This is a genomic window from Pseudoalteromonas luteoviolacea DSM 6061 (genome assembly GCF_001625655.1).
In the GTDB taxonomy this organism is placed as follows: Bacteria; Pseudomonadota; Gammaproteobacteria; order Enterobacterales; family Alteromonadaceae; genus Pseudoalteromonas; species Pseudoalteromonas luteoviolacea.
Genome location: NZ_AUYB01000098.1, coordinates 166862 through 186528 on the forward strand (window position 1 = coordinate 166862; position 19667 = coordinate 186528).

General features: G+C 46.1%; 16 protein-coding genes. 11 read left to right on the forward strand and 5 right to left on the reverse strand.

The annotated features are described in order from the left end of the window. The first annotated feature begins 5 nt into the window (after window positions 1–5). Genes N475_RS09530 through N475_RS09550 form a run of 6 tightly spaced genes read left to right on the forward strand, consistent with a single transcriptional unit; the run spans window position 6 to window position 5090 of the window. Window positions 6–443 (forward strand): phage tail terminator protein, encoded by a 438-nt coding sequence (locus N475_RS09530; RefSeq protein ID WP_063365142.1) that lies wholly within the window; start codon window positions 6–8, stop codon window positions 441–443. Then, complete coding sequence (locus N475_RS25440; RefSeq protein WP_155732559.1) at window positions 440–601, forward strand: hypothetical protein; 162 nt, start codon at window positions 440–442, stop codon at window positions 599–601. The genes N475_RS09530 and N475_RS25440 overlap by 4 nt, the downstream gene beginning before the upstream one ends. Beyond that, window positions 598–1494, forward strand: a complete 897-nt coding sequence (locus N475_RS09535) for a hypothetical protein (protein ID WP_063365143.1) — start codon at window positions 598–600, stop codon at window positions 1492–1494. Before N475_RS25440 ends, N475_RS09535 begins: the two co-directional genes overlap by 4 nt. A gap of 5 nt (window positions 1495–1499) precedes the next feature. Beyond that, on the forward strand, window positions 1500–1826 hold the full coding sequence (locus tag N475_RS09540) for a hypothetical protein (RefSeq protein WP_063365144.1): 327 nt from the start codon (window positions 1500–1502) through the stop codon (window positions 1824–1826). Window positions 1827–1846: 20 nt separating this feature from the next. After that, window positions 1847–2188 (forward strand): DUF1799 domain-containing protein, encoded by a 342-nt coding sequence (locus N475_RS09545; RefSeq protein ID WP_063365145.1) that lies wholly within the window; start codon window positions 1847–1849, stop codon window positions 2186–2188. After that, window positions 2148–5090: a tape measure protein gene (locus N475_RS09550; protein ID WP_063365146.1), complete on the forward strand. Its 2943-nt coding sequence runs from the start codon at window positions 2148–2150 to the stop codon at window positions 5088–5090. Before N475_RS09545 ends, N475_RS09550 begins: the two co-directional genes overlap by 41 nt. A gap of 21 nt (window positions 5091–5111) precedes the next feature. On the opposite strand, the gene N475_RS09555 is transcribed toward N475_RS09550, so the two are convergent. The 4 genes from N475_RS09555 to N475_RS09575 form a co-directional block, all read right to left on the reverse strand. Then, complete coding sequence (locus tag N475_RS09555) at window positions 5112–5645, reverse strand: hypothetical protein (protein ID WP_063365147.1); 534 nt, start codon at window positions 5643–5645, stop codon at window positions 5112–5114. Between the two features lie 447 nt (window positions 5646–6092). Continuing rightward, window positions 6093–6584 carry a hypothetical protein gene (locus N475_RS09565; RefSeq protein WP_081232406.1) on the reverse strand — a complete coding sequence of 164 codons (492 nt, stop codon included), beginning with the start codon at window positions 6582–6584 and terminating at the stop codon, window positions 6093–6095. An 82-nt stretch (window positions 6585–6666) separates the two neighbouring features. Continuing rightward, a complete protein-coding gene (locus tag N475_RS09570) occupies window positions 6667–7143 on the reverse strand; it encodes a hypothetical protein (protein ID WP_063365149.1) in 477 nt (158 codons plus the stop codon). Window positions 7144–7162: 19 nt separating this feature from the next. After that, a complete protein-coding gene (locus tag N475_RS09575) occupies window positions 7163–8080 on the reverse strand; it encodes a cold shock domain-containing protein (RefSeq protein ID WP_063365150.1) in 918 nt (305 codons plus the stop codon). A 275-nt stretch (window positions 8081–8355) separates the two neighbouring features. Between N475_RS09575 and N475_RS09580 the strand changes: the two genes are divergently transcribed. Genes N475_RS09580 through N475_RS09600 form a run of 5 tightly spaced genes read left to right on the forward strand, consistent with a single transcriptional unit; the run spans window position 8356 to window position 19017 of the window. After that, window positions 8356–8889, forward strand: a complete 534-nt coding sequence (locus tag N475_RS09580) for a hypothetical protein (RefSeq protein ID WP_227008410.1) — start codon at window positions 8356–8358, stop codon at window positions 8887–8889. Beyond that, window positions 8889–9476 (forward strand): hypothetical protein, encoded by a 588-nt coding sequence (locus N475_RS09585; RefSeq protein ID WP_063365152.1) that lies wholly within the window; start codon window positions 8889–8891, stop codon window positions 9474–9476. Before N475_RS09580 ends, N475_RS09585 begins: the two co-directional genes overlap by 1 nt. Next, window positions 9457–9912 (forward strand): DUF6950 family protein, encoded by a 456-nt coding sequence (locus tag N475_RS09590; RefSeq protein ID WP_063365153.1) that lies wholly within the window; start codon window positions 9457–9459, stop codon window positions 9910–9912. The genes N475_RS09585 and N475_RS09590 overlap by 20 nt, the downstream gene beginning before the upstream one ends. Beyond that, window positions 9905–16153, forward strand: coding sequence for a phage tail protein (locus N475_RS09595; protein WP_063365154.1), 6249 nt, complete (start codon window positions 9905–9907; stop codon window positions 16151–16153). The genes N475_RS09590 and N475_RS09595 overlap by 8 nt, the downstream gene beginning before the upstream one ends. Window positions 16154–16158: 5 nt before the next feature. Next, a complete protein-coding gene (locus tag N475_RS09600; protein WP_063365155.1) occupies window positions 16159–19017 on the forward strand; it encodes a hypothetical protein in 2859 nt (952 codons plus the stop codon). 220 nt (window positions 19018–19237) lie between these two features. Here the strand turns inward: N475_RS09600 and N475_RS09605 are convergent, their stop codons facing one another. Then, a complete protein-coding gene (locus tag N475_RS09605) occupies window positions 19238–19495 on the reverse strand; it encodes an NAD(P)-binding protein (RefSeq protein WP_227008422.1) in 258 nt (85 codons plus the stop codon). Window positions 19496–19667 lie beyond the last annotated feature (172 nt).

Consider the following 19667-nt stretch of genomic DNA (forward strand, 5'->3'; position numbering starts at 1 on the left):
AAAGCATGTTTAATTTTGATTTAAACCACATTGAAAAGGCTTTAAATAACGCGCGCATTGCCAAGGTGGGTTTTGCACAAGACTTTAATCAGGCGCGCAGTAAATCAGTGCACGCACCTTTGCTGTATGTATTGCCGCTGGATGAAGACTATCAGCCAACCAACAGTATTACAGGCCAAGACGAATACGCCGTAACGGAGCTATTTGCCGTGATGATTGTTATTCCTTGCCACAGCGCAAATAGAAAAACCGACCAACAAATTGAAACACTCCGCGAGCGAGTCAAAACGGCCCTCGCAGGCCTTACTTTTGCGCCCTATGAGCCCATTAAGCTGCATCGCGGTCGCATGGTGGAGCTCAACGTCCAAACCAACAACCTCATTTACCAGTGCCAGTTTTCAGTGAGTGGGCACATCACCATCAACACCAAGGAACCAACATGAAAGCCAACAAAGAAACAGACCTGCCACCCAAATCGAGCAGCCCAACGGAGATTGCACAGCAAGTACAACAGGCCCTTAAACAAAGCGGCAATCGCAGTAATGCCGCTGGTGCTTTTGTACTCGATGGCGACACGATTAAACCAGGAGCAAGCAAATGAGCTGGCGATTTAAAGACAGGCTAATTATGGCCGACTCTCTCGGGACCACCCTTACAGGCAACCATGCGATATATGCCAGTGAGGTTGAATTCAACATTGAAGCCGAAACCGAAAAAGACGAAATTGAGCGTGCTCACTCTGGCGCAAGCCTTGAGATTATCTATGGCGAGCACGTGACGCTGAACTTTAAAACACCGCTGGCCATGAGTGGCAGCGCAGGCTCGGCCCCGGCGATTGCGCCTTTGCTGTTAGCATGCGGCATGGTGCAAGTCTCTAGCGCGAACGCAGTCACATTCACAAAAGGTGCGGCTACTAAAGCAACCTGCCTTATGCGCTTTGGCCAAAACACCCATCAAATTACTGAGATGCTTGGCACCTTCAGCATTAACTTGGAAAAAGGCCAGCCTATGGTTAATTGGCAATTTAAAGGGTTGTTTAGTGCGCCGATACAATCTAGCGGCCCGCCAACGGTTGATTGGTCTCGCTGGAAAAAGCCTTCAACGCTGGGTGTAAACAATAGCAGTGCATTTAAGTTAAATGGTCTATCACGCACATTGCACAAGCTCACCGTTGATGTAGGTAATAATGTGGTGTTTGACCGGGCAATCAATCATGAAGAAATCCTCATCACCGGTCATGAATCCACGGCGAACATAACTGTTACCAGTGACTCTTTGTCTATCTTCAACCCGTTTGAATTGGCTGGCAGCATTCAGCCTTTTGAGTTTAACCACGGGCAAGGTGCTGGCAATAAAGTGACGCTGTTAGGACGCTTTCAAATGCCCACACCCAAGTATGCAAGCTTAGAAAGCGAGCTCACAGGCTACGAACTGGACGGAAAGCTGGTGCCTTCAGACAGTGGCTTTGATGAATTAACCTTAGTATTTGAGTGATCCAAATGAAATTAAAAAAATTAGCGAAGTTAAAAGACGCCACCATCCATGCGCCCATTCATTTTGAATATGGTGGTGTGGAATTTAAGTTCAATGCACACATTAAATTGGTGCCTGAAAACGACATTGAAACGCTCACCAACCCGCAAAGCACAACGGATAAAGCCATCGTTGAGCAACTCCTGATTGGGTGGGATGGCTTTATTGATGAAGGCAAAGACATCACCTTTTCAAAAGACGTGTTAGATGAAATGCTGTGTTTTGGCGGCATTACTGGGCGGTTGTCTGCCGAGTGTATTAATGCGCAGTATCGAGTACAGGAAAAAAACTAATCGACGTTGCTAGGTGGTTTTTGGGCGACCTAGCAACACATAGCAAACATTTAGACGATGATTTAGCCCATTTCGGTGCACCGGTTGAGGTTGAAAAAAGCAAAGCAGATTTATACGTACTCCCACAAAACTGGGCAGCGGTTAAGGCGCTTTCAACTGCCAATACCCAATGGCAATACTGCAAAGACGGCATCGAGCTCGCCCTTGATTATGCCAGGGCTGAAATTGCTTGGCGCTATAGCGACATTGCCCTTACCCCCACTGATTTTGACAAGCTCCAATTCTTAGAGCGCACTGTAATAGGACTACTAAGGCGGCCCGATGAAAAACCAACTGAACCTAGCGCTTCGCTTAAAGTATGACGGCAAAGCCGTAACCATAGGCACCAACAAAAACGTCCAGGACTTAAACCGCCTGCCTCATGCAATTCAAAATCAGGTGGCTGCGAATCAGCGCTTAGGCGTAAGCCAAACAAAAGTGATGCAGCAACAAACCGCCATGGGTAGACAACTTGGCCTATTACAATCAGGGTATGAGTTATTGGGAGTGACCCTCGCAGGTGTTGCATCCATTGGCACTGCCGCCATGTTTATTCGCGATACAGGCGCAGCACAGCAATTAGATACACGCCTGCAAGGGTTAACGGATTCTACGCGTGAATACCAACAAGTACAAAACTATCTATTTGAAACCGCAGACAGGCTCAATACGCAATACACCACCCTCGCTGATTCCTACTCAAAAATCCTCAACTTGCAACAAGCCGGCATTGTGACCCAAACACAAGGTAAAGCAATTCTCGAAGGTATGGCCAATGCCGCCGCTAAAACAGGCGCAAGCAATGTGCAGCTGGAGCAATCTTTGTTTGGTATGACCCAAGGTATGACAGCAGGCGTGCTAAGAGCCGAAGAACTCAACCAAGTCACGGAACCTTTACCCGGGCTTTTACAAAAGCTTGATAAAGCAGCGGGCGTGGCTGCAGGTGGTTTTAGGCAATTGGTCAACGATGGCCGTATTACCAGCCAAATGTTTAAACGCTATTTAATTAAAGCACTCAATGAGTATGCAGGCGCAGCTGAGGCGACTGAAGGCAAAATAAACGCCTCGTTTGCTGAAATGAGCAACGAGTATCAGCGTCTTATTCGTGAGTATGAAAAGCCAGTTAGCTTTGCAGTGGTTGAAGTGGCCAATGCTGTGACCGCTGGCATGCGAGAACTAAGAGAAAACAAAGAACTGGTTGAAGGGTTAACTACCTCGGCAACGGCTTTGGCTATTGTTATGGGTGGTAAATTGGCAGGGAACATAGCAAAAACGACCACCATAATGGGGTCGAAAGTCATTGCGTCACACAAAGCAGCGCAAGCCAACCTACAGCTTGTGGCTGCCAATCAACAATTGGCTGCAACAGAGCACGCGAAAGCAATACAAGAGCGCGACGCTGCAAGGCGGCAAGTACAACTTGCGAGTAATATGCACGTAAGAAAAATGGCCACGCAAAGCCTCGCAGCGGCAAATACGCGTGCGACGGCAACACAAGCCGCATTAACAACCGCAACCAATGCTTATACGGCAGCGGCTGCGAGAGCCTCAATTGCCAGTAGAGCATTAGGCAGTGTATTGCGCCTCATGGGTGGCCCTGTTGGTTTGGCCGTGACCGCTGGTTTAGCCATTGCCTATTTTGCTACTCAAGGTGATAAAGCCAGTACCAGCTCAAAAAGACTTGAAACACACCTCTATGACTTAGGTGACGCCTTTAACTCAGTGAGTAATATCAGCGCTAAAGCACAAATTGCCTCGGCTTCAAAACAAACCATCAACTACACAAACAACATTGAAAACGCATACAAACGCATTAAACAGCTGCGCCAGCAAATGAATAATGCGGGCAGTGACCGCGCTAAGTTCACCTATCAAAACCAAATTGCAGGCATTGAGCGTTACATCAACGAGCAAACAAAACTCCGCGCCGAATCTATGAAAACCGCAGCGCAAGCCGCAAACCTACAACAAAACCTAAAGGCGCTGGACTGGAAGCAAATAGCAGATAACGCCAAACAAGCGACAAACGCTCTGCCCCAAAACATTCAGCAGCTGCAGCTTTCACTATTGGGTGAAGAAGCCAGGCTCAAAGCCAGCTATAAAAAACGCAAAGAAATGGTCATGCAAGCGCGCGAAAACGACTTGGGTAACAAAGCCAAATACGATGCCATTTTAAAGCAACTCGATACTAAACTGGATGCTGACCAACAAGCCCTAATCAAAAAGCGTGAAGCCGAAAAAACGCGCATCCAAAACCAAGCAGAAGAAAAACGCCGCAATGATTTACGCAAAGAACTAGAAGACCGCATCGCGCAAATCAAAGGCTTCAGTAACCGCGAAGCCCTCGCCGCTTATGATAGCCAAATACGCGTAGAAGAAGCCAAACAACAAGCGCGCATCGATGCCAAACGCAGGAGCATGCTTGGTCTTGCTGCAAATGATGAAGTCGGTGAAATCAAATACAACGCCGACAATCAAATTCGAAACCTAGAACGCCAACAAGAACTAAACGCAGCCAGGGGTTTTTATAGTCAACGAGAAGCAGATGAATACGCCCATCAAGAACGGCTCATGCAGGCGCGCACCCATAATACCGGTGCGATGCAACAACACTTAATGCAGTTTGCAAACTGGGAGACAAAAAACGCGCGGGAGAAAACCTCAGCAGTAGTCGGCCTTGGTGCAGCAGGTTTTAAAGCCATGGCAGGACAAAGTAAAACCGCGTTTAAACTCTACAAAGCCTTTGCTATCACTCAAGCCCTAATCAAAACCTATGAATCGGCAACTGGTTCATTTGCCGCATTGGCCCCTATTCCAATCGTCGGTCCCGCCCTTGGTGCTGCCGCTGCAGCTGCGGCCATTGCCATGGGTATGCAACAAGTTCGGATGATTAAATCACAACAACCCGCTGGTATCGCGCACGGCGGCCTAGACTACGTGCCAAACGAAAGCACCTACATCCTGCAACGCGGTGAACGTGTCCTTTCACCTAAACAAAACGTCGAAATCAGCCATATGGCAAGACACTACAATGCAGGTAACCGCCAAACCGCTGGCCAAAATGTAGTGTTTAATATTACCAATCAGATCACAGTAGAAGGTGCGGCAAATGCCGAGCAAGGCAATGTGATTGGTGCAAACATTGCTCGGCAGATTGAAGCTGTTGTTGTTGAGAGTGTGAACTCTCGTGGGGCTGTGTTTAGGGCGATTAGGAGTGTTGGTTAGCTAACACATTCTCTTCCGTTTTTACAAAAGCCAAGAATTGGCAAATTTTTGGATTTCATCGTTGATTCTGTCAATTTTATCAGTTTCTTGTAAAAACAGTTTATCTCCGCCATTTTCTAAAAAGTGACTAGCTGTGTCATACCCAAATACCACTTGGCTGTACATTTTAACCAAAGATCTCTGTGCTTGTTCTAGTGTCGTCCTGTCCTCTTTAGCGACTTCATCATTGAAATGCTGAACATGGTTATAAATAGTTATTATTGACTTCCTTTCATTCTCAGACAGGTATGGCGCAACTTCTGGGTAACACTTTTCAAAGATATGAGTGCTTATCTTTCCAGGAACCGAAAAGCCAATGTGAAATCTAGTTAATTCCGAAGCAACTTGTTTTATCCTTTCAGCTTTTTCACTAAAGTCTGATTGGATACTTTTAATTTCCGACTTCAAAGCTTTTTTTTGCCTACTTATTTGCCATTTGTATTTTATAAAGTCAGTCGTTTGACCAATGACAAATCCGGTAAACAATGTCGTTATTGCGATTTCAAATTTAGTCATTTGAGCCCCTTATTAATAGTTTCGATGGGATTATTAGCAACCGGTTGGATTGCCAAGAGAACACAACGTATTATCTGGTCCAGTACCAAAAACTGAATTGATAATAAAGCCAATAACAATTGCACCTATCGTCACACAGAGTGAGAATTTTAAGGCTGAAATAAACAACTTAGCGCCAACGTTCCTATATTCAATGCAAATAATCGACAAGAAAGAACAGCAAAACGTAATTGGCACTCCTAGTTTTGGCTCCCAAACAGTAAGCATTGTTACGAAAAATATGAATATTATTTTCCAGTATACAGCTAAAAATAGGAGTGTCATCAACCCCACCAAAGAGAATAAAACTCCAAATATCAAATCCACCAAAGTCCCCCTTAACGACTAAGGCTTAAACTATTTTTAATAACTCACATAACAAGGCGATCGCACATATATGGGGCGCTCTCACTTTTCTGGGATCATTATTAAGGCTGCTATAAGCTCGTCCCTTGCCGCTTGACCAAATAAGTGTGTACTGGCAATAAGTTTGTTTATTGCGGGCCCATTCTCTTTAAGGTTTTTCTGAATACGCTCTTTAGCAGCCCAGGCATTTCTTGATCTTTCAAATACTTCTTCCCACCAATCATGACCATGTTTCTTTTTTACAAGTATTTTTATGGTGTTTCTTCTTCGGTGGTCACTATTTGAAGCAAGTATGCTAGCCCAAATCATCTTTTTTTGGAGGTCGTTGGGAATGAAATTTTGAATAACTAAACTTTTTATAACATTCGGGTGAACATATAATTCATTCGATGCTACCAGTCTCTTTATCCACAATGGCTCGGCTAGTTTGAATACATCTTTTCGCAACCCCCGATACGTACGAGGAATGTGCCTTATCCATAATTCTGGTTCATTTATTTTAGAGAGACTAATAGCTAATTCATTAATATCCATATTTAACCTGTATGTCGTAATCCAACACTGACTATATAATTTAGACATCCTATTTTATTAGAATCTTGAGAGTTGATAAAAATTACCGAAAACCAGAGTCCCACCTGACGAAGTATTTAAAAAATGGGTCTACGAAAGCATAAGCTTCATTATAGGTCGTCTCAATTACCCTTTTCTCTTTTAAAGATGCTATAACTTCTACAATAATAGTTTCCGTCAAGCTGGTCCTACTCAATACGAAACCAATATTGAAGGTTGTTTTGTGTGCCTTAGCAGCTTCTCTCAAAACTACGGCCTCATTGATCGACATTTCATTTAGTAGGCGCCGAAATTCTTGACCCCGAATATTTTCAATTATAAATTGTCTGGCTTTATCAACATCATCTACATCAATAACATCATTATCATCAACTCTAAAAGAGTGATATCCCAACAGTTGAACAGGTTGAGGGAAGTTGCGAGATGTATCTGCAATAGCTGATATAGCATTTTTGTTTATTTCTGCTTCAGTATTGTCAAGTGTTATATTAAGTAATTCGGTAATATCGTCGTGATTCATTGGTTCTAGCGGGCATGCTTCAAAAAAGTCTCATCGACGATTTGTGCTCACTAATTAGCCTTGTCGCAATACCAACTACTCCAGCAACTAAAAAGCACACGTCACAAATTCCATCTTGACGTAGCTTTTCAATTGTTGCTTTTAAGAATGGAGCAATTTGCACCCTATCTTCGAGTACATCAACTTCATCGATTAACATGCAAAGTCCATTGAAGCAATTTTGAAGAGCTTCATTTCTTATTGTTTTTAAATCTGAAGCAAACTGTGATGATAGATCACTATAAGTCAAAGGTTCTTTTGCCGTTTGTCGCTTATATTTTAGAAACTTTAAACTCAATTGCCATTCGCTAGTCTTGCTCTTAACTGCTTCATCTTTACCAAGAGAGCTAACCAACCCATTTACAAGAGAGGATGCTATCTCTTCTATTTCATTACTACTTAAACACCGATGGTCTGATGTTAAATACTTAAATTTAAATCCATCTGTTTCTATATTAAGTTTATTAAGTAGCAAGGGGTTTCCTTTGAGTACATTTAGAAGCTGGATTGATAACGAACTTTTGCCAACTCCTCTATGACCGCTAACCAACACATTTTTTCCGTTATATAGTGAATCAACAGCATTCGCCACAGATTCACTTCTTCCAGCGAACTTGTGAGGATCGTAAACAGGATCTTGAGGCGTAAATGGATTTTTCTTTAACCTACGAGATTGTTTCTCCGTTGAGAAGTTTATAAATTCATGTGGTTTAATTCTTAGAGCCAAAAGTCCTCTATCATTTGAGCTACTTTTAAATTCTACATTTTGACCCTGTTTTAGTGTGGAACGATAGCCATTGGGGACTTCTGACTTGTGGAAAAAATAATCATGGCCATCATCGCCACAAATGAATCCATAGCCTTTATCTTGTTTGTATTTTACGACTTTTCCCTTCACACAGATATCTCCTGACAATGGTAGATTAGCTACTAAGTGCCTATAAGTCCGTTAAGTTGATTGAGTAAGTTCTAAATTAGTAGAGAAATTATTTATTAACAAGGTATTTGCTAAACTTACTGTGTTGTAAAACATTTTCCACCTAAATTACCGCTCCTAATTTTTTAAACTCGCTCACACAGTAAAGCAAAGAGCGATAAAAAATGGAGCATATTCCCCTACCTAAGCCCCCAAAACGTTGTGTTTTTCGGCTGATTCCCAATAGTCACTTGCATGTGAGTAAAACCAATAATGCGACAGAGGTGTACGACCTCGAAGGTGCCTATTGGGAGTTTGAGATTGAGCTTGCCAATGTATCTGAGTCTGATGCCTTGGCTCTAGATGCGTTCTTGGCCAAGTGTCGTGGTTCGGTTGGCAAGTTCTTGTGTTATGACTATCGGTTTCTACAGGATGAGTTAGACAGTTTTGCCCGTGTGGTTGAGCCTTATCAAGATGGCAATGTGTTGAACGTGTCTGGTTTGCCTGTGAACGGTGTGTATGCCAAAGCCGGTAATCGTATTCAGATTGGTGTGGGTGAAAACGCGGAGCTTAAAGTGCTGACGGCAGATGCTGTCGTGGATAGTCATGGCGCGTGCACGCTTGAGTTTGAATCGCCTATGCGTCAAATCCCAGCCAGTAATACTCCTGTGTATTTTAAGCGCCCTGCTGGCGTGTTTCGCTTATTGGATAACAAGCAAGGATTGGCAGAAGCCCAGGTTAAAAACGGCTTTGTGACGGCTTGGAAAATCAAAGGTCGGGAGGCGTTTTAATGGAAGCGTTAAATCGAGCTTTGGTGGCCGAGCTTGCCCAGTGTCGCCCCCGTTACTTTGTGCGCTTGGCATTTAAAAGTGGCGATGTGTTATTGCATACCGGTGTTGGTGAGCGGCGCTTTTTGGGTCGCACTTGGTTTGGCCTGGGCATGCTTGGGCGCATTGGGGAGATTCCTGCCAATGATAAAAACGATGCGGCCCGTATTCGTTTGTCTTTGCACACCCAAAGTGACGCGATTCTGGGCGAAGTGGCCGAAAACGATCCCATTGGTGCGGGTGTTGAAATCTATTTGGTCACGGTCGATAAGCACTATCGAGTCAATCAATCCCAGCTCTTAGAAAGTGGCTATATCGTGGCCTGTGATGTAGAGCGTGGCCAAGTGAGTAAAGTGATGTTATCTGTGGCGGGCGAGTCTGAGCGCTGGAAGCAATCTCGGGTTCATCAGCGTTGGAATCACGCCACACAAACCGCCCTATATCCTGACGATAAGTTCTTTAGCGAACACAGTGAGGCAACCAGTACGGTATTACCCGATACCCAACCTGGTTCCCCAGTGGGAGGCCGTGATGGTGTCCACTTGCCCTAAATCTCGTACACAGAGTGCTCGCCCCCTTGCCTTGCAGCGTTACTTGGATGCATGCGAAGACAAAGTATTTAATTGGGGTACATTTGATTGCTGCTTGTTTGTGGCCGATTGGTTGAATGTGGTTAATGGCGTCGATGTGGCCGCAGATTTTCGTGGGCGGTATAAAACCGCGATTGGCGCAAAGCGTCGGTTAACACGCTTAGGCTTTTCTGATATTCAAAGTGTGTTTAAACACCATTTAAAGCCCATTGAAATAGCCTATGCCCAGCGTGGTGACATTGCCTTGGTTGAATTTGAAGGTGAGTTGGTTGGCGGCATTGTGTGTATGAACATCGTGTACTGCGTTACCAACATTGGCTTAAGCGTGCTGGAAATGAGCGCGGTCAGTTCTTGTTATTCTCAGGTGTTACCTGATTTGGGCGGTGCGCATGGGTAAAGTTGCAGACATTGCCAATGAGTTGGCGGACCCGATTTTTGGTTTAGGCGAAAAGATTTGGGATGAAACTGTGGGCGCGCTGTGGGATAGCTTATCGCCCGATGTGCCAGAAACCGACTATGCCACCCTTGCTAAGGGACTACAAAAAGGCATTGACCAGCCACGGCGTATCACCTTTGGGCGCGACCGTGTGGGCGGTGTGATTGCCCATCAAGCTACCGTGGAGCGTGACGAAAAGAAATGGGTGCAGCTCATTGTGTTAATCAATGGTGCGCCCATTGATGCGCTGGAAGAAGTCTACATTGCCAACAAGCCGCTTTCTGACTATCCCGAGGACAGTTGGGACTATGCCCTCTCTGATGGTAATCACACGTCAGCAAATCCGTTGGCGGTGTCTAAAATGGCAGGCTGGACACAAGCACACGTGGGCTTTGCGCAAGCCCATGTGTTTATTGAGCTTGAAAACAACCGTGAAGTATTCCCTGATGGGATATCAGACTGTGAGTTTTTAATACGCGGTGCGCGTATTTGGGACCCGCGCGACAGCCAGCAAAACCCCGATGATTCTGCCACTTGGGTATGGTCTCAAAATGCGGTGCTCTGCGCCTTGCACTACATTCGTTTTTATGGGGCCCATGAAGTGCCTTATCATCGCATTCCGCTCAATTGGTGGATAGCGGCAGCCAATGTGTGCGACGAACATGCCCTATATCAAGATGCGGATGGGGTGGATAGGTATGAGCCGCGCTACACCTGCAACGGCACCTTTCGCTTTACCAGCAAGCCCATTGAGATTTTAAATCAGCTAGAGCGCTGCTTTGCAGGGAAAATTTTTCGCCAGATGGGCCAATGGTTTGTGCGCGTCGGTGCCTGGTATGGCAATCCCACCTATACGATTAACCAATCTGATGTGATGGGCAACGTTAAAATCAAATGGCATGCAGACTTGCGTGATAGAGCCAATATGGTGCGTACCACCTTTACCGACCCCAACCAGCATTATGAGCGCACCGATGCCCCGCCAATACGGGCAGAAGGCTACATTGCAAAAGACAATCAATTGCTTGAAACGACGATTTCTTTGCCCTTTGTTAGAAGTGCCACGACCGCCCAGCGTTTGGCCAAAATCCACTTAGAGCAAACGAGACTGGGTTCCATCGAGCTGCCACTGAAGCACAAGGCCTTGCAAGCGGCTGTGGGTCGCACTGTGTATGTGGATTTACCCAAAGAGCACATCACTAAAAAGGTGTATCGCGTGGTGGGTCGAAAGTTTCGTTTAGATGGTGGTATTACCCTCACCTGTATTGAAGACAGCCCACTGCTTTGGGCCGATGATTTAATCCCTGGGGCGTCAGATATCACGCCAAACAGTGATTATGTGACAGGGCCACCCTCGCCCATTATGGATGTACAAGTCATCGTGGATATGGACGGCAATGGCATTGTGAAGTGGACCCACCCAACCCCGTTGGCCGTGCACGAATACGATGTGGAGTACTATCAAAATAGCATGCGTATTTACCATGAGAAAGTAACCTATACGCAGGCGGTTATCCCAAAGCTCGCCCTTGGCACCTACACCGCCAAAGTGTATGCCAGGAACATTTTTGGTCAGCGCTCCAAGTCTGTGGCCATTCAATTTAGCGTCTCCGCGCCAGTTAAACCCGCACTCTCTGCTGTGGCGGACTATAACCAAATTACCCTCACCGCAACTTTGCCTGCAATGGGAATTGGTACCCAGTTCGAATGGCAGTTTTTAGGCTCAAATGATGTGCCCGAGCAAAGTCCCGCTGTGTTTACGCAAATCTACACCCGCATTGGCTTACAGCCTTTGACTGAGTATCACTTCCAATGTCGCGCTGTGAATCACTTAGGCCACAGTGATTGGGTGCAGATAGTTGCCGCCACAACCGAGGTGGATTTAACAGAATTTATTAACGACATGCCACTGGCGAAGCTCAGCCAAGAAGCGCAGGACTTAATAAACGACTTAAACACCCAGGTGGATAGATTGCGCCCTGAAACCGAGAACAACTTACCCTCGCTTGTTACTAGAAACATTGCACAAATACAAGGTTTGGAAGAGGTTACCAAAGTCTTGGATGACGCCATTGCTGAGGGTATTCCGGCGCAAATAGCGCTGAATAAAGTCAAATTGGATGAAACCGCGTTGGCGGTGACTGACATGCAAAAAAGCGTGTTTGATGTGACGGCAGGCTATACAAACTTTAGGAATGAGTATGAGCGCAGGACGTTAAACAATGAGCGTTTGATAGATGCGGCGGTGTTTGTGGATGCAGAGTCTGGCACCATTGTAAATCGGGCGTTTTCATATACCGACACGCAATTTAGTGAAGCGGTGTCTTTGGTAGATGGCGCTCATGCGCGCATTAATTTTGAGTCTCGTAGGATAAAACAAGCAGAGGATAAATTGATTGATGCCAGTGCGCAAATCGCGCTGCAGGCAGGCCAGATTTTACAGCGCGCCACTTTCAGTGAAGTGAATGCCCAAATTGCCGGTGCCATGGCTGCGCTCACGCCTGCCTACAGCTGGCAGTTTAACAGCGGCAGTGAGGGCTTTGCAGGCTTTGAAAGTCACCATGCGCTGGGGTATTTGGTGTGTAAAAGTACGCTCTTTAGCCCCGCCATCTCGCTGGATACCATCGACAACCCCATGTTTAGGCTGCGCGTACGCAAACACCAAAACAGCACCTGGCTTGGCCGCATTCAATTTCAAGGTGGCGCATTGTTTTTGCCCGAGCCGACAAGTTTTGATTGGGAAGTCGTCCAAATTGAGGCAACCGGCACGGCGGGATATAGCGGCTTGCTCACTTGGCTGCAGTTTGAGCTGGGCGCGTGTGACATCGACTTTATTGAAATCGGCAAACGCGGGGCCAATGATTTAGCCCTCAAAGACATCACCAGTCGCACCACCACCATTGAACACGAGCTCGACGCAGGCACAGGACGGATGGCGCACTATGCCACCACGGCGTGGGTATCAAGTTTAGGCTATCAGACTCAAAGCAACGTCCAAACGCTTATTGATTCGTTTAACACCCAATACAGTATCAGCGCCGTCCTACAGGAACTCAGTGACAATGACATCATCGTCAAAGCCAATGCGGCGCAAACTTGGATTGATGGCGCAAACGCCACCATTCGAAATCAGGTTATCAGTTATCTCAATGAAGAAGACGGGGTGAACCAAAAGCTGGCCATGGCTGAGCAACACATTGATGCACTGGCTGGGGAAATACAGCAATCGGTCACGCAAATCCAAGGTATTCAGCTTGATTTAGCCGACAAAGATTTAAACCAGGTATTAGAGGCCTACAACCAGCTTTTACGCGACAACGCTTTGGCTGAGCACTCCATCACCCTCGCCCATGCAGAAGATAAACTCTCTGCGATAACAGATGACGTCAGTGCGCTCTCGTCTCAATCCACCCAGCTCATCGCGCTGCACAACCAAAGCGCGGCTAGTATTGATATTCTCGGTAAGGCTTTTGCCAATGCGCGCCAAGCAAGCAGCGAGCGCACTGAAACACTGCGTGCTGAAATTACCCATGAAAGCCAAAAAGCCATTGCAGAGGCCAAAGGCTTTACCCGCGCTCTGGTGGGGTATTGTGTAGACAGTGAAGGTAATCGAACTATTGAGCAAGATGCGGTTGCATGCGAACTGGCAGGTCATACTTGGGTAGACGGCCCTGTGGTTGAGCGCTCTATGAGTTTAGCTTCGTTACTGGTCGACAGTCGAGGCTATCAAACCGCCAGCCAAGTAAGCCAGGCGATTAGCACCTTTGATGCAGTCTATGGTGTTACCGCCGCCCTTCAGTCCTTTTATGACAACGGCACACTGGAAAAGGCCAACGCCGCCGAGCGCTTTATTGCCGGTGCTGCCGGTTACATCAAAGACCAAATCACGGTATTCAATGCCCAAGAAGATGGCGTGGATGAGCAGTTTACCAATGTGTCGAGCACACTCGATGCCATTCAAGGTGAGATTAATCAGAGTATTGTGCAAGTCCAAGGGCTACAACTTGGGGCCCAAGCAAAGAGCTTAGCGGAAGTTATCAGTGCTTATAACGCCCTGCTTCAAAACAACGAGCTGCAGCAATTAGATATTAAACTCGCCCTGGCACAAGACAAGCTCAAAGCCACCACAAATGAGCTTCAAAGCATTGCCAGTCATACCCTAGAGTTGGGCGCAATACATCAACAAAACAGCGCAGTTATCACCTCCATCGCCAAAGCCTTTGCCAACGAACGTCAAGCCAGTGCCTTGCGAAATGAACACTTTATCGCTTTCACTCAATCGACAAAAGCGGCTTTTCAACAAACCACTGAGCTTATCTCCAACCTTGATTCCGCCATGACCAGTCAGCGAGAAGACTTGGTGGCTAACATCGAGCAAGGCGATACATCTACTTTAGCCAGCGCCATCACCTACACGCGCGCTGCCGTGGGTTATTGCATCGATGCGCAAGGGAATCTCACGAGTGAGACCGATGCAACCCTTTGTGTTGCTGCAGGCCATAGCTGGGTGGATGGCCCTCTCGCGGAGTTTATTCGCAAACTCCAAATTGAAAACACTGCAGGTGATAAAGCCAGCATTTCAGATATTCGCCAAGCCTTTGAAACCGAGGACGGCCGACTCATCGCACGCGGCGGGTTTCTCATTAACAACCAAGGGCGTGCAACGGGCATTGTGGGCTTAAACGATGGTCAAATTGGTAACCTGGATTTGGTCGGCGATGTCATTCGCCAAGGTGTGATGGTCGGCGAGTCGTTTATACCTACGTCCTACATTGATAACCGCGACCCACAAAACCCTGTACATGTGTTTCGTGGTCGTTTAGAGCTGGGTAATTTTGTGGTTGAGTCCGAAGACGATATTCGTGGGCTTGATGGCAAGGATGGCCTAAACGGAAAAGATGGCACCGATGGTATTCCTGGTGAGCGTGGTGAAGACGGCCAAAGCCTCTATACCTGGATAGCCTATAGCCAATATGCAAACGGGGCCAATATGTACCAAGTTCCGAACAATGCTACCGAGTATATTGGTATTGCGGTCAATCAACATACGGCAACAGAATCCACTAACCCCGCTGATTACACCTGGTCAAAGTTCAAAGGTGACCAAGGCATACCAGGTGACAAAGGTCAGACCGGTGATGCTGGTCAAGACGGTCAAAATGGCGAAACAGGTGCGCGCGGTGCGGGACGTTTTGTCAGTGCCACATCCTCAGGGATTTGGTCAGACGCCCTCGCCCACGCAGCCTGTGCGGGTGGACATGCAGTGCTTTATGATGTTGTAACGCTCTACAAAGTCGATGACCCCAGCATACAAACCACCAAAAGCTGGGACGGTCAGCGTTGGCAGACTTTTGCACTCCATATTCATGGCAATCAATTGGTCGATGGCACAGTCATTGCCAATGAACTGGCCGCAGCCGTTGGCACATTCAGTGGGCGTATTCGTGTCTATGCCCCCAATGCCGAGAGTGATTTAATCAATATCGCAACGCACCGAAACGGCCGAGCCGGTATGGTTTTCAATTCTGGCAACTCCACTATGGCCACCGCGCTGACACTCAATAGCACACATGGCAATGGGCTTGAAGTCAGTGGTGGCCTCAATGCCATTCGTGCGTCCGGCACAGGCAATGTCATCGAAGTGCGCGCAAACAACACGACATCTACCGCCCTTTGGACACCGCTAAAACTCTATGCAGCCAAAGGTTATACCCCGTTTACGGGAATGCATGAAGGATTAGTACAAAAAGGCACTCAACTGGTACCAGGCGACATCGTCTGCGATAGCAAGCTCATTAATATTGCCGATATGTCCAATGCCATATGTGAAATGGCGCGTGCAACACACGCCAATCAGCGAAATGTGCGTGGTGTGTATATCGCACGCAGAGCGCTTACTGCTGACACTTTACCCGCGGGGCTGAGCGGTTTTAAGGGCGCGCAGCGGTTCAATACACTCAAAGCCACCCATGACGTCATCGAGTTCAATGCCTTAGGTGAAGGCGTACTTAATGTGTGCGGCCAAGGCGGCGATATTGAAGCGGGCGATTATCTCTGCTCAAGCGATATGCCAGGCAAAGGCATGCGCCAGCATGACCAAAGTGTTGAGCGCCCCTACACCCTTGCCCAAGCACGGCATGACGTGACTTTCACATCATCAACACACATCAAAAAAATCGCAGTCATCTACTTACGAGGATAATAACAATGACCTGGTTTAACTCTGCAAATTCAAATGCCACCAACGGCAGTAACATCATCAAAATTAACGACAATCAAAGTGTGGCCAACATTCGTGCAAGTGATGCGTTGGTGTTAGGGGCTTTCGCACCCGTTGAAATCGCCAAAGCGTATGTCACCACACACGGCACCTTCGTTGAACTCATAAAACCTTGGCCCAATGCCACCCAAAACCAAGTGCCTTGCGTGGCTTTACCCACCTCTGGGGATTTTAATACCGCCGTTTCTGCCCTCAACAATGCCTCCAAAATGGTCAACGACAACTACAAAGCCATGATTGAATGGCAAACGAAAACCGGAACAGTCGAGTTCAGCGATTTAGAAGGCAATACCCAAAGTGTTAAAACGCTGCGCCAAATGCAAATCGAAATAGACACCGCAAATCCCTACCCTTGGGCCATGCGCAAAGGAGAATTTGAAGCGAGAAGACAGCAGTATCTAAACCGATATGTGGCCAGTGGCTTTGTCCATTTGGGGGAGTCTTTAACAAGTACCCATTACATCAATGTCGGCCCAGGCTTATACACAGGAAATGAAAGTTCTGGTGATTTTATGGATAACCTGAATTGGGGTGTGCATGGCGGCCAGTATCCAGTGTTATGTGTTGCGGGCGTCCTAACTCAGTTAAAAGACTTGTCCATCAACCAGTCAAGCATCGCAAACATCATCAAGTTGCCTACCGCAGAAGATGGCCGCAGGACATACGATTGCAGCACAAGTACGACGGTGACACATAGCACTGCAAGCGTGGCATTTGCATCTGAAACCCCAACAAATCAAGTGGTAACAGAAAGAATGGATATGTGGGGTTTTGAGGCTTTTCCACGCGAGATTACAGAAGCAGATCCATTTGTGTATCAACATGGATTACTTCAAAGCCAAGCAAGTGACATATCGGGCGTTGCCACGATTGATGACAATGTTCGACCTGACTCGTATTTTGCGTGGTATGAGGGAGATAACACAAGCCGAGGTAAAGGCGTGAATTGGATGACCGCAACAGCAAGCGAACGTCAATCTATTGCGAGCGACCCTAAGAACAATCTGTTCTTTGATGATAAGACAGGTCGATTTAATCAATGGTGTGTGCGAGGACGGTCATTTGCTGGACTAGGTAATGGTGACTGGGACAATATTGACAGTGAGAGTACCTCCTCTTTGAGTTGTAAAGCACGTGTCACAGCGCAAGGCGTCCTTAATACGGTAGAAAGCTTCCATAAAACATCGAATTCAGCTGTTACATTTCACGGTAAGCACTACGCGCGCACATCTATGCTAAAACAACACCAAAAAGGGTTGTTTCGAACCGGTATTTCAAATAGCGCGTTGGGTGGTGAGTGTTATTTCTTGGTCTGTGGCACTGTAAATCGACTGAATAAAGGCGGATATCACCCCAGCTTTAACCCACAGGGAACAAGATTACTTACGAACGAGTACGGCAACCACGCAACGTCAGCTACTTGGTTCAATGGTTCGGGGACGACAAAAGCATATCTAAATAGTACGCAGTCTTTGTTTGACCCTAATGTAGTAAACACTGCGAGCGGGTTTATAGGAGATGGGTTTTCAATAAAAGCGAGGCCCGATGGTCGCCTTTTTGATGCCATATACGCAAGTGGCCAAGGCGGTGTTTGTCGCGACATGCGTTATGCCGCTCAAGGTTTGAGCTTGGATGACATTGTAGCGCTAGACTTAAAAGTTAAAAGCGGTCAAGCCAGAGGAAATGAAAAGCTCTGCAAAACTATGATATTAAAAGACACGGTCACCAATGTCACATCGAAGTCTGCGGGTATCAAAGTGCTGATTTTCAACAAAGATAAGTTCGCTACTCTGGGGTTAGATGTGCATACACACAATCACGAGAACCGAGGACTGACGCATCAAAGAACTGGTTCTTACGTCCTGTTTAATTCTACGATATACCCTATCTCACACGTGCTTCATATCACCTCAACTGACTTGTTTTATGTCTACTATGAAATCGCCAATGGTGAGATATCCAGCGGCAGTGAAGTAACTCTCATTATTAACAAAGAACTCAAATTACCCGTCGCCGGAGAGTACACACACATGGATGTCATGGGTGATCCAGACAAGATACTACTATGCGAGCAATTAAAGTCAGGCTGGGTGGGTAATTGGATCTCAAAAGTGCCAGACAACACTGATGGCTATACTTTAACGAAACCTTTTTCTAGTCAAAGTGCATGCATCTACACGTTAAACAACGGAGCTAGTTGGAATGCGTTAACACCAGATATCGATAGTACGACCAACAAATTAACCGACAGCTGGAACCCTGATGCTGTTGTCATTCAAGCCTATAAATCAAAAGCAAAACTAGCCCACCAAGCAAGTAACAGCGTTATTTATAAAGGCCTATCAGGTGTTGGAAATGTATTTTTGACTCAAAATCTCATTCAGCGAGAACTTTGTTATTCACTTACAAATAATGTCATTGTACGAAGCGCACATGCTCAAAGTGAAAGCACCGTACCCTTAAAAGATTTTGGTCGTCTGGACGACGGCTCTTTCTTTCAAACCAGTTCAAGAGCATTTGACTTCCCATTAAACTTTCCGATACCAGACAACAACAGTTCAGCACTATTGGCACTTAACTATGCTGTGGAAGAACACGGTCAGGCTTTTATTAACTATGCGTTTGCTGAACTGCACTACGATTCAGCCGCAAACAACTGGGGTTGTGATGGCAATATACCTATCGCAAATGGTTTGAACACAATGCTCGATACGAATGGGAATACGGTTGTGTTTGGCACTGCACAAACAGTTGAGGTTTTGGGATGGGTAAAAAGTGACGTTTGAGATAAAACAGAAAAGTGACATTGGGTTAGATACTTTCTAATTCACTTAGTATGAACCAAAGAATTTTGAAATTTGACATGCTTAACATTGAGCTAGTTTTATTGATGAGAAGCATTCAACCAACGGCCGTTATTGGCTCATAACTGACAGCAAGTGAAAATGATACTAAAGATATGAGCCTCTAAACGTAGTTTAACTAAGTCCAGTTTCTAGTGTCTTTTTATCCAGTTTCAAAACGCGCGTTACACCTGCCACCATAGTTAGAAGATGCTTCAAGAATTTTGAAAGAAACCCCCTGCTGTTTCAATAAGTAACCCGAAACAAGTCCAGCAACCCCAGCACCTATTATAATAACAGGGTCATCAGCACTTTCATTTTTAGAGAAGCTTTCTATACCAGAACAAGCACTTAAAAATGGCTGTAAAGGTAAAGTTAAGCCTAGTGCATGGCATGCCTTTATAAACTCTCTTCTATTCACTTTCAAAAGTACTAGCCTATACTTTACCGCTTTCAGTTGCGCTTAGTGTTAGGTTAAGCCGAGCAAATCAAAAGTTCAAGGTTAGTTTATTGGTAAATTTTACTACTAGTTTTACCAAAAATAATTCTGAGGAGTAAAACCCTGTTTTAATTTATCCACTCAGGAAAAATAT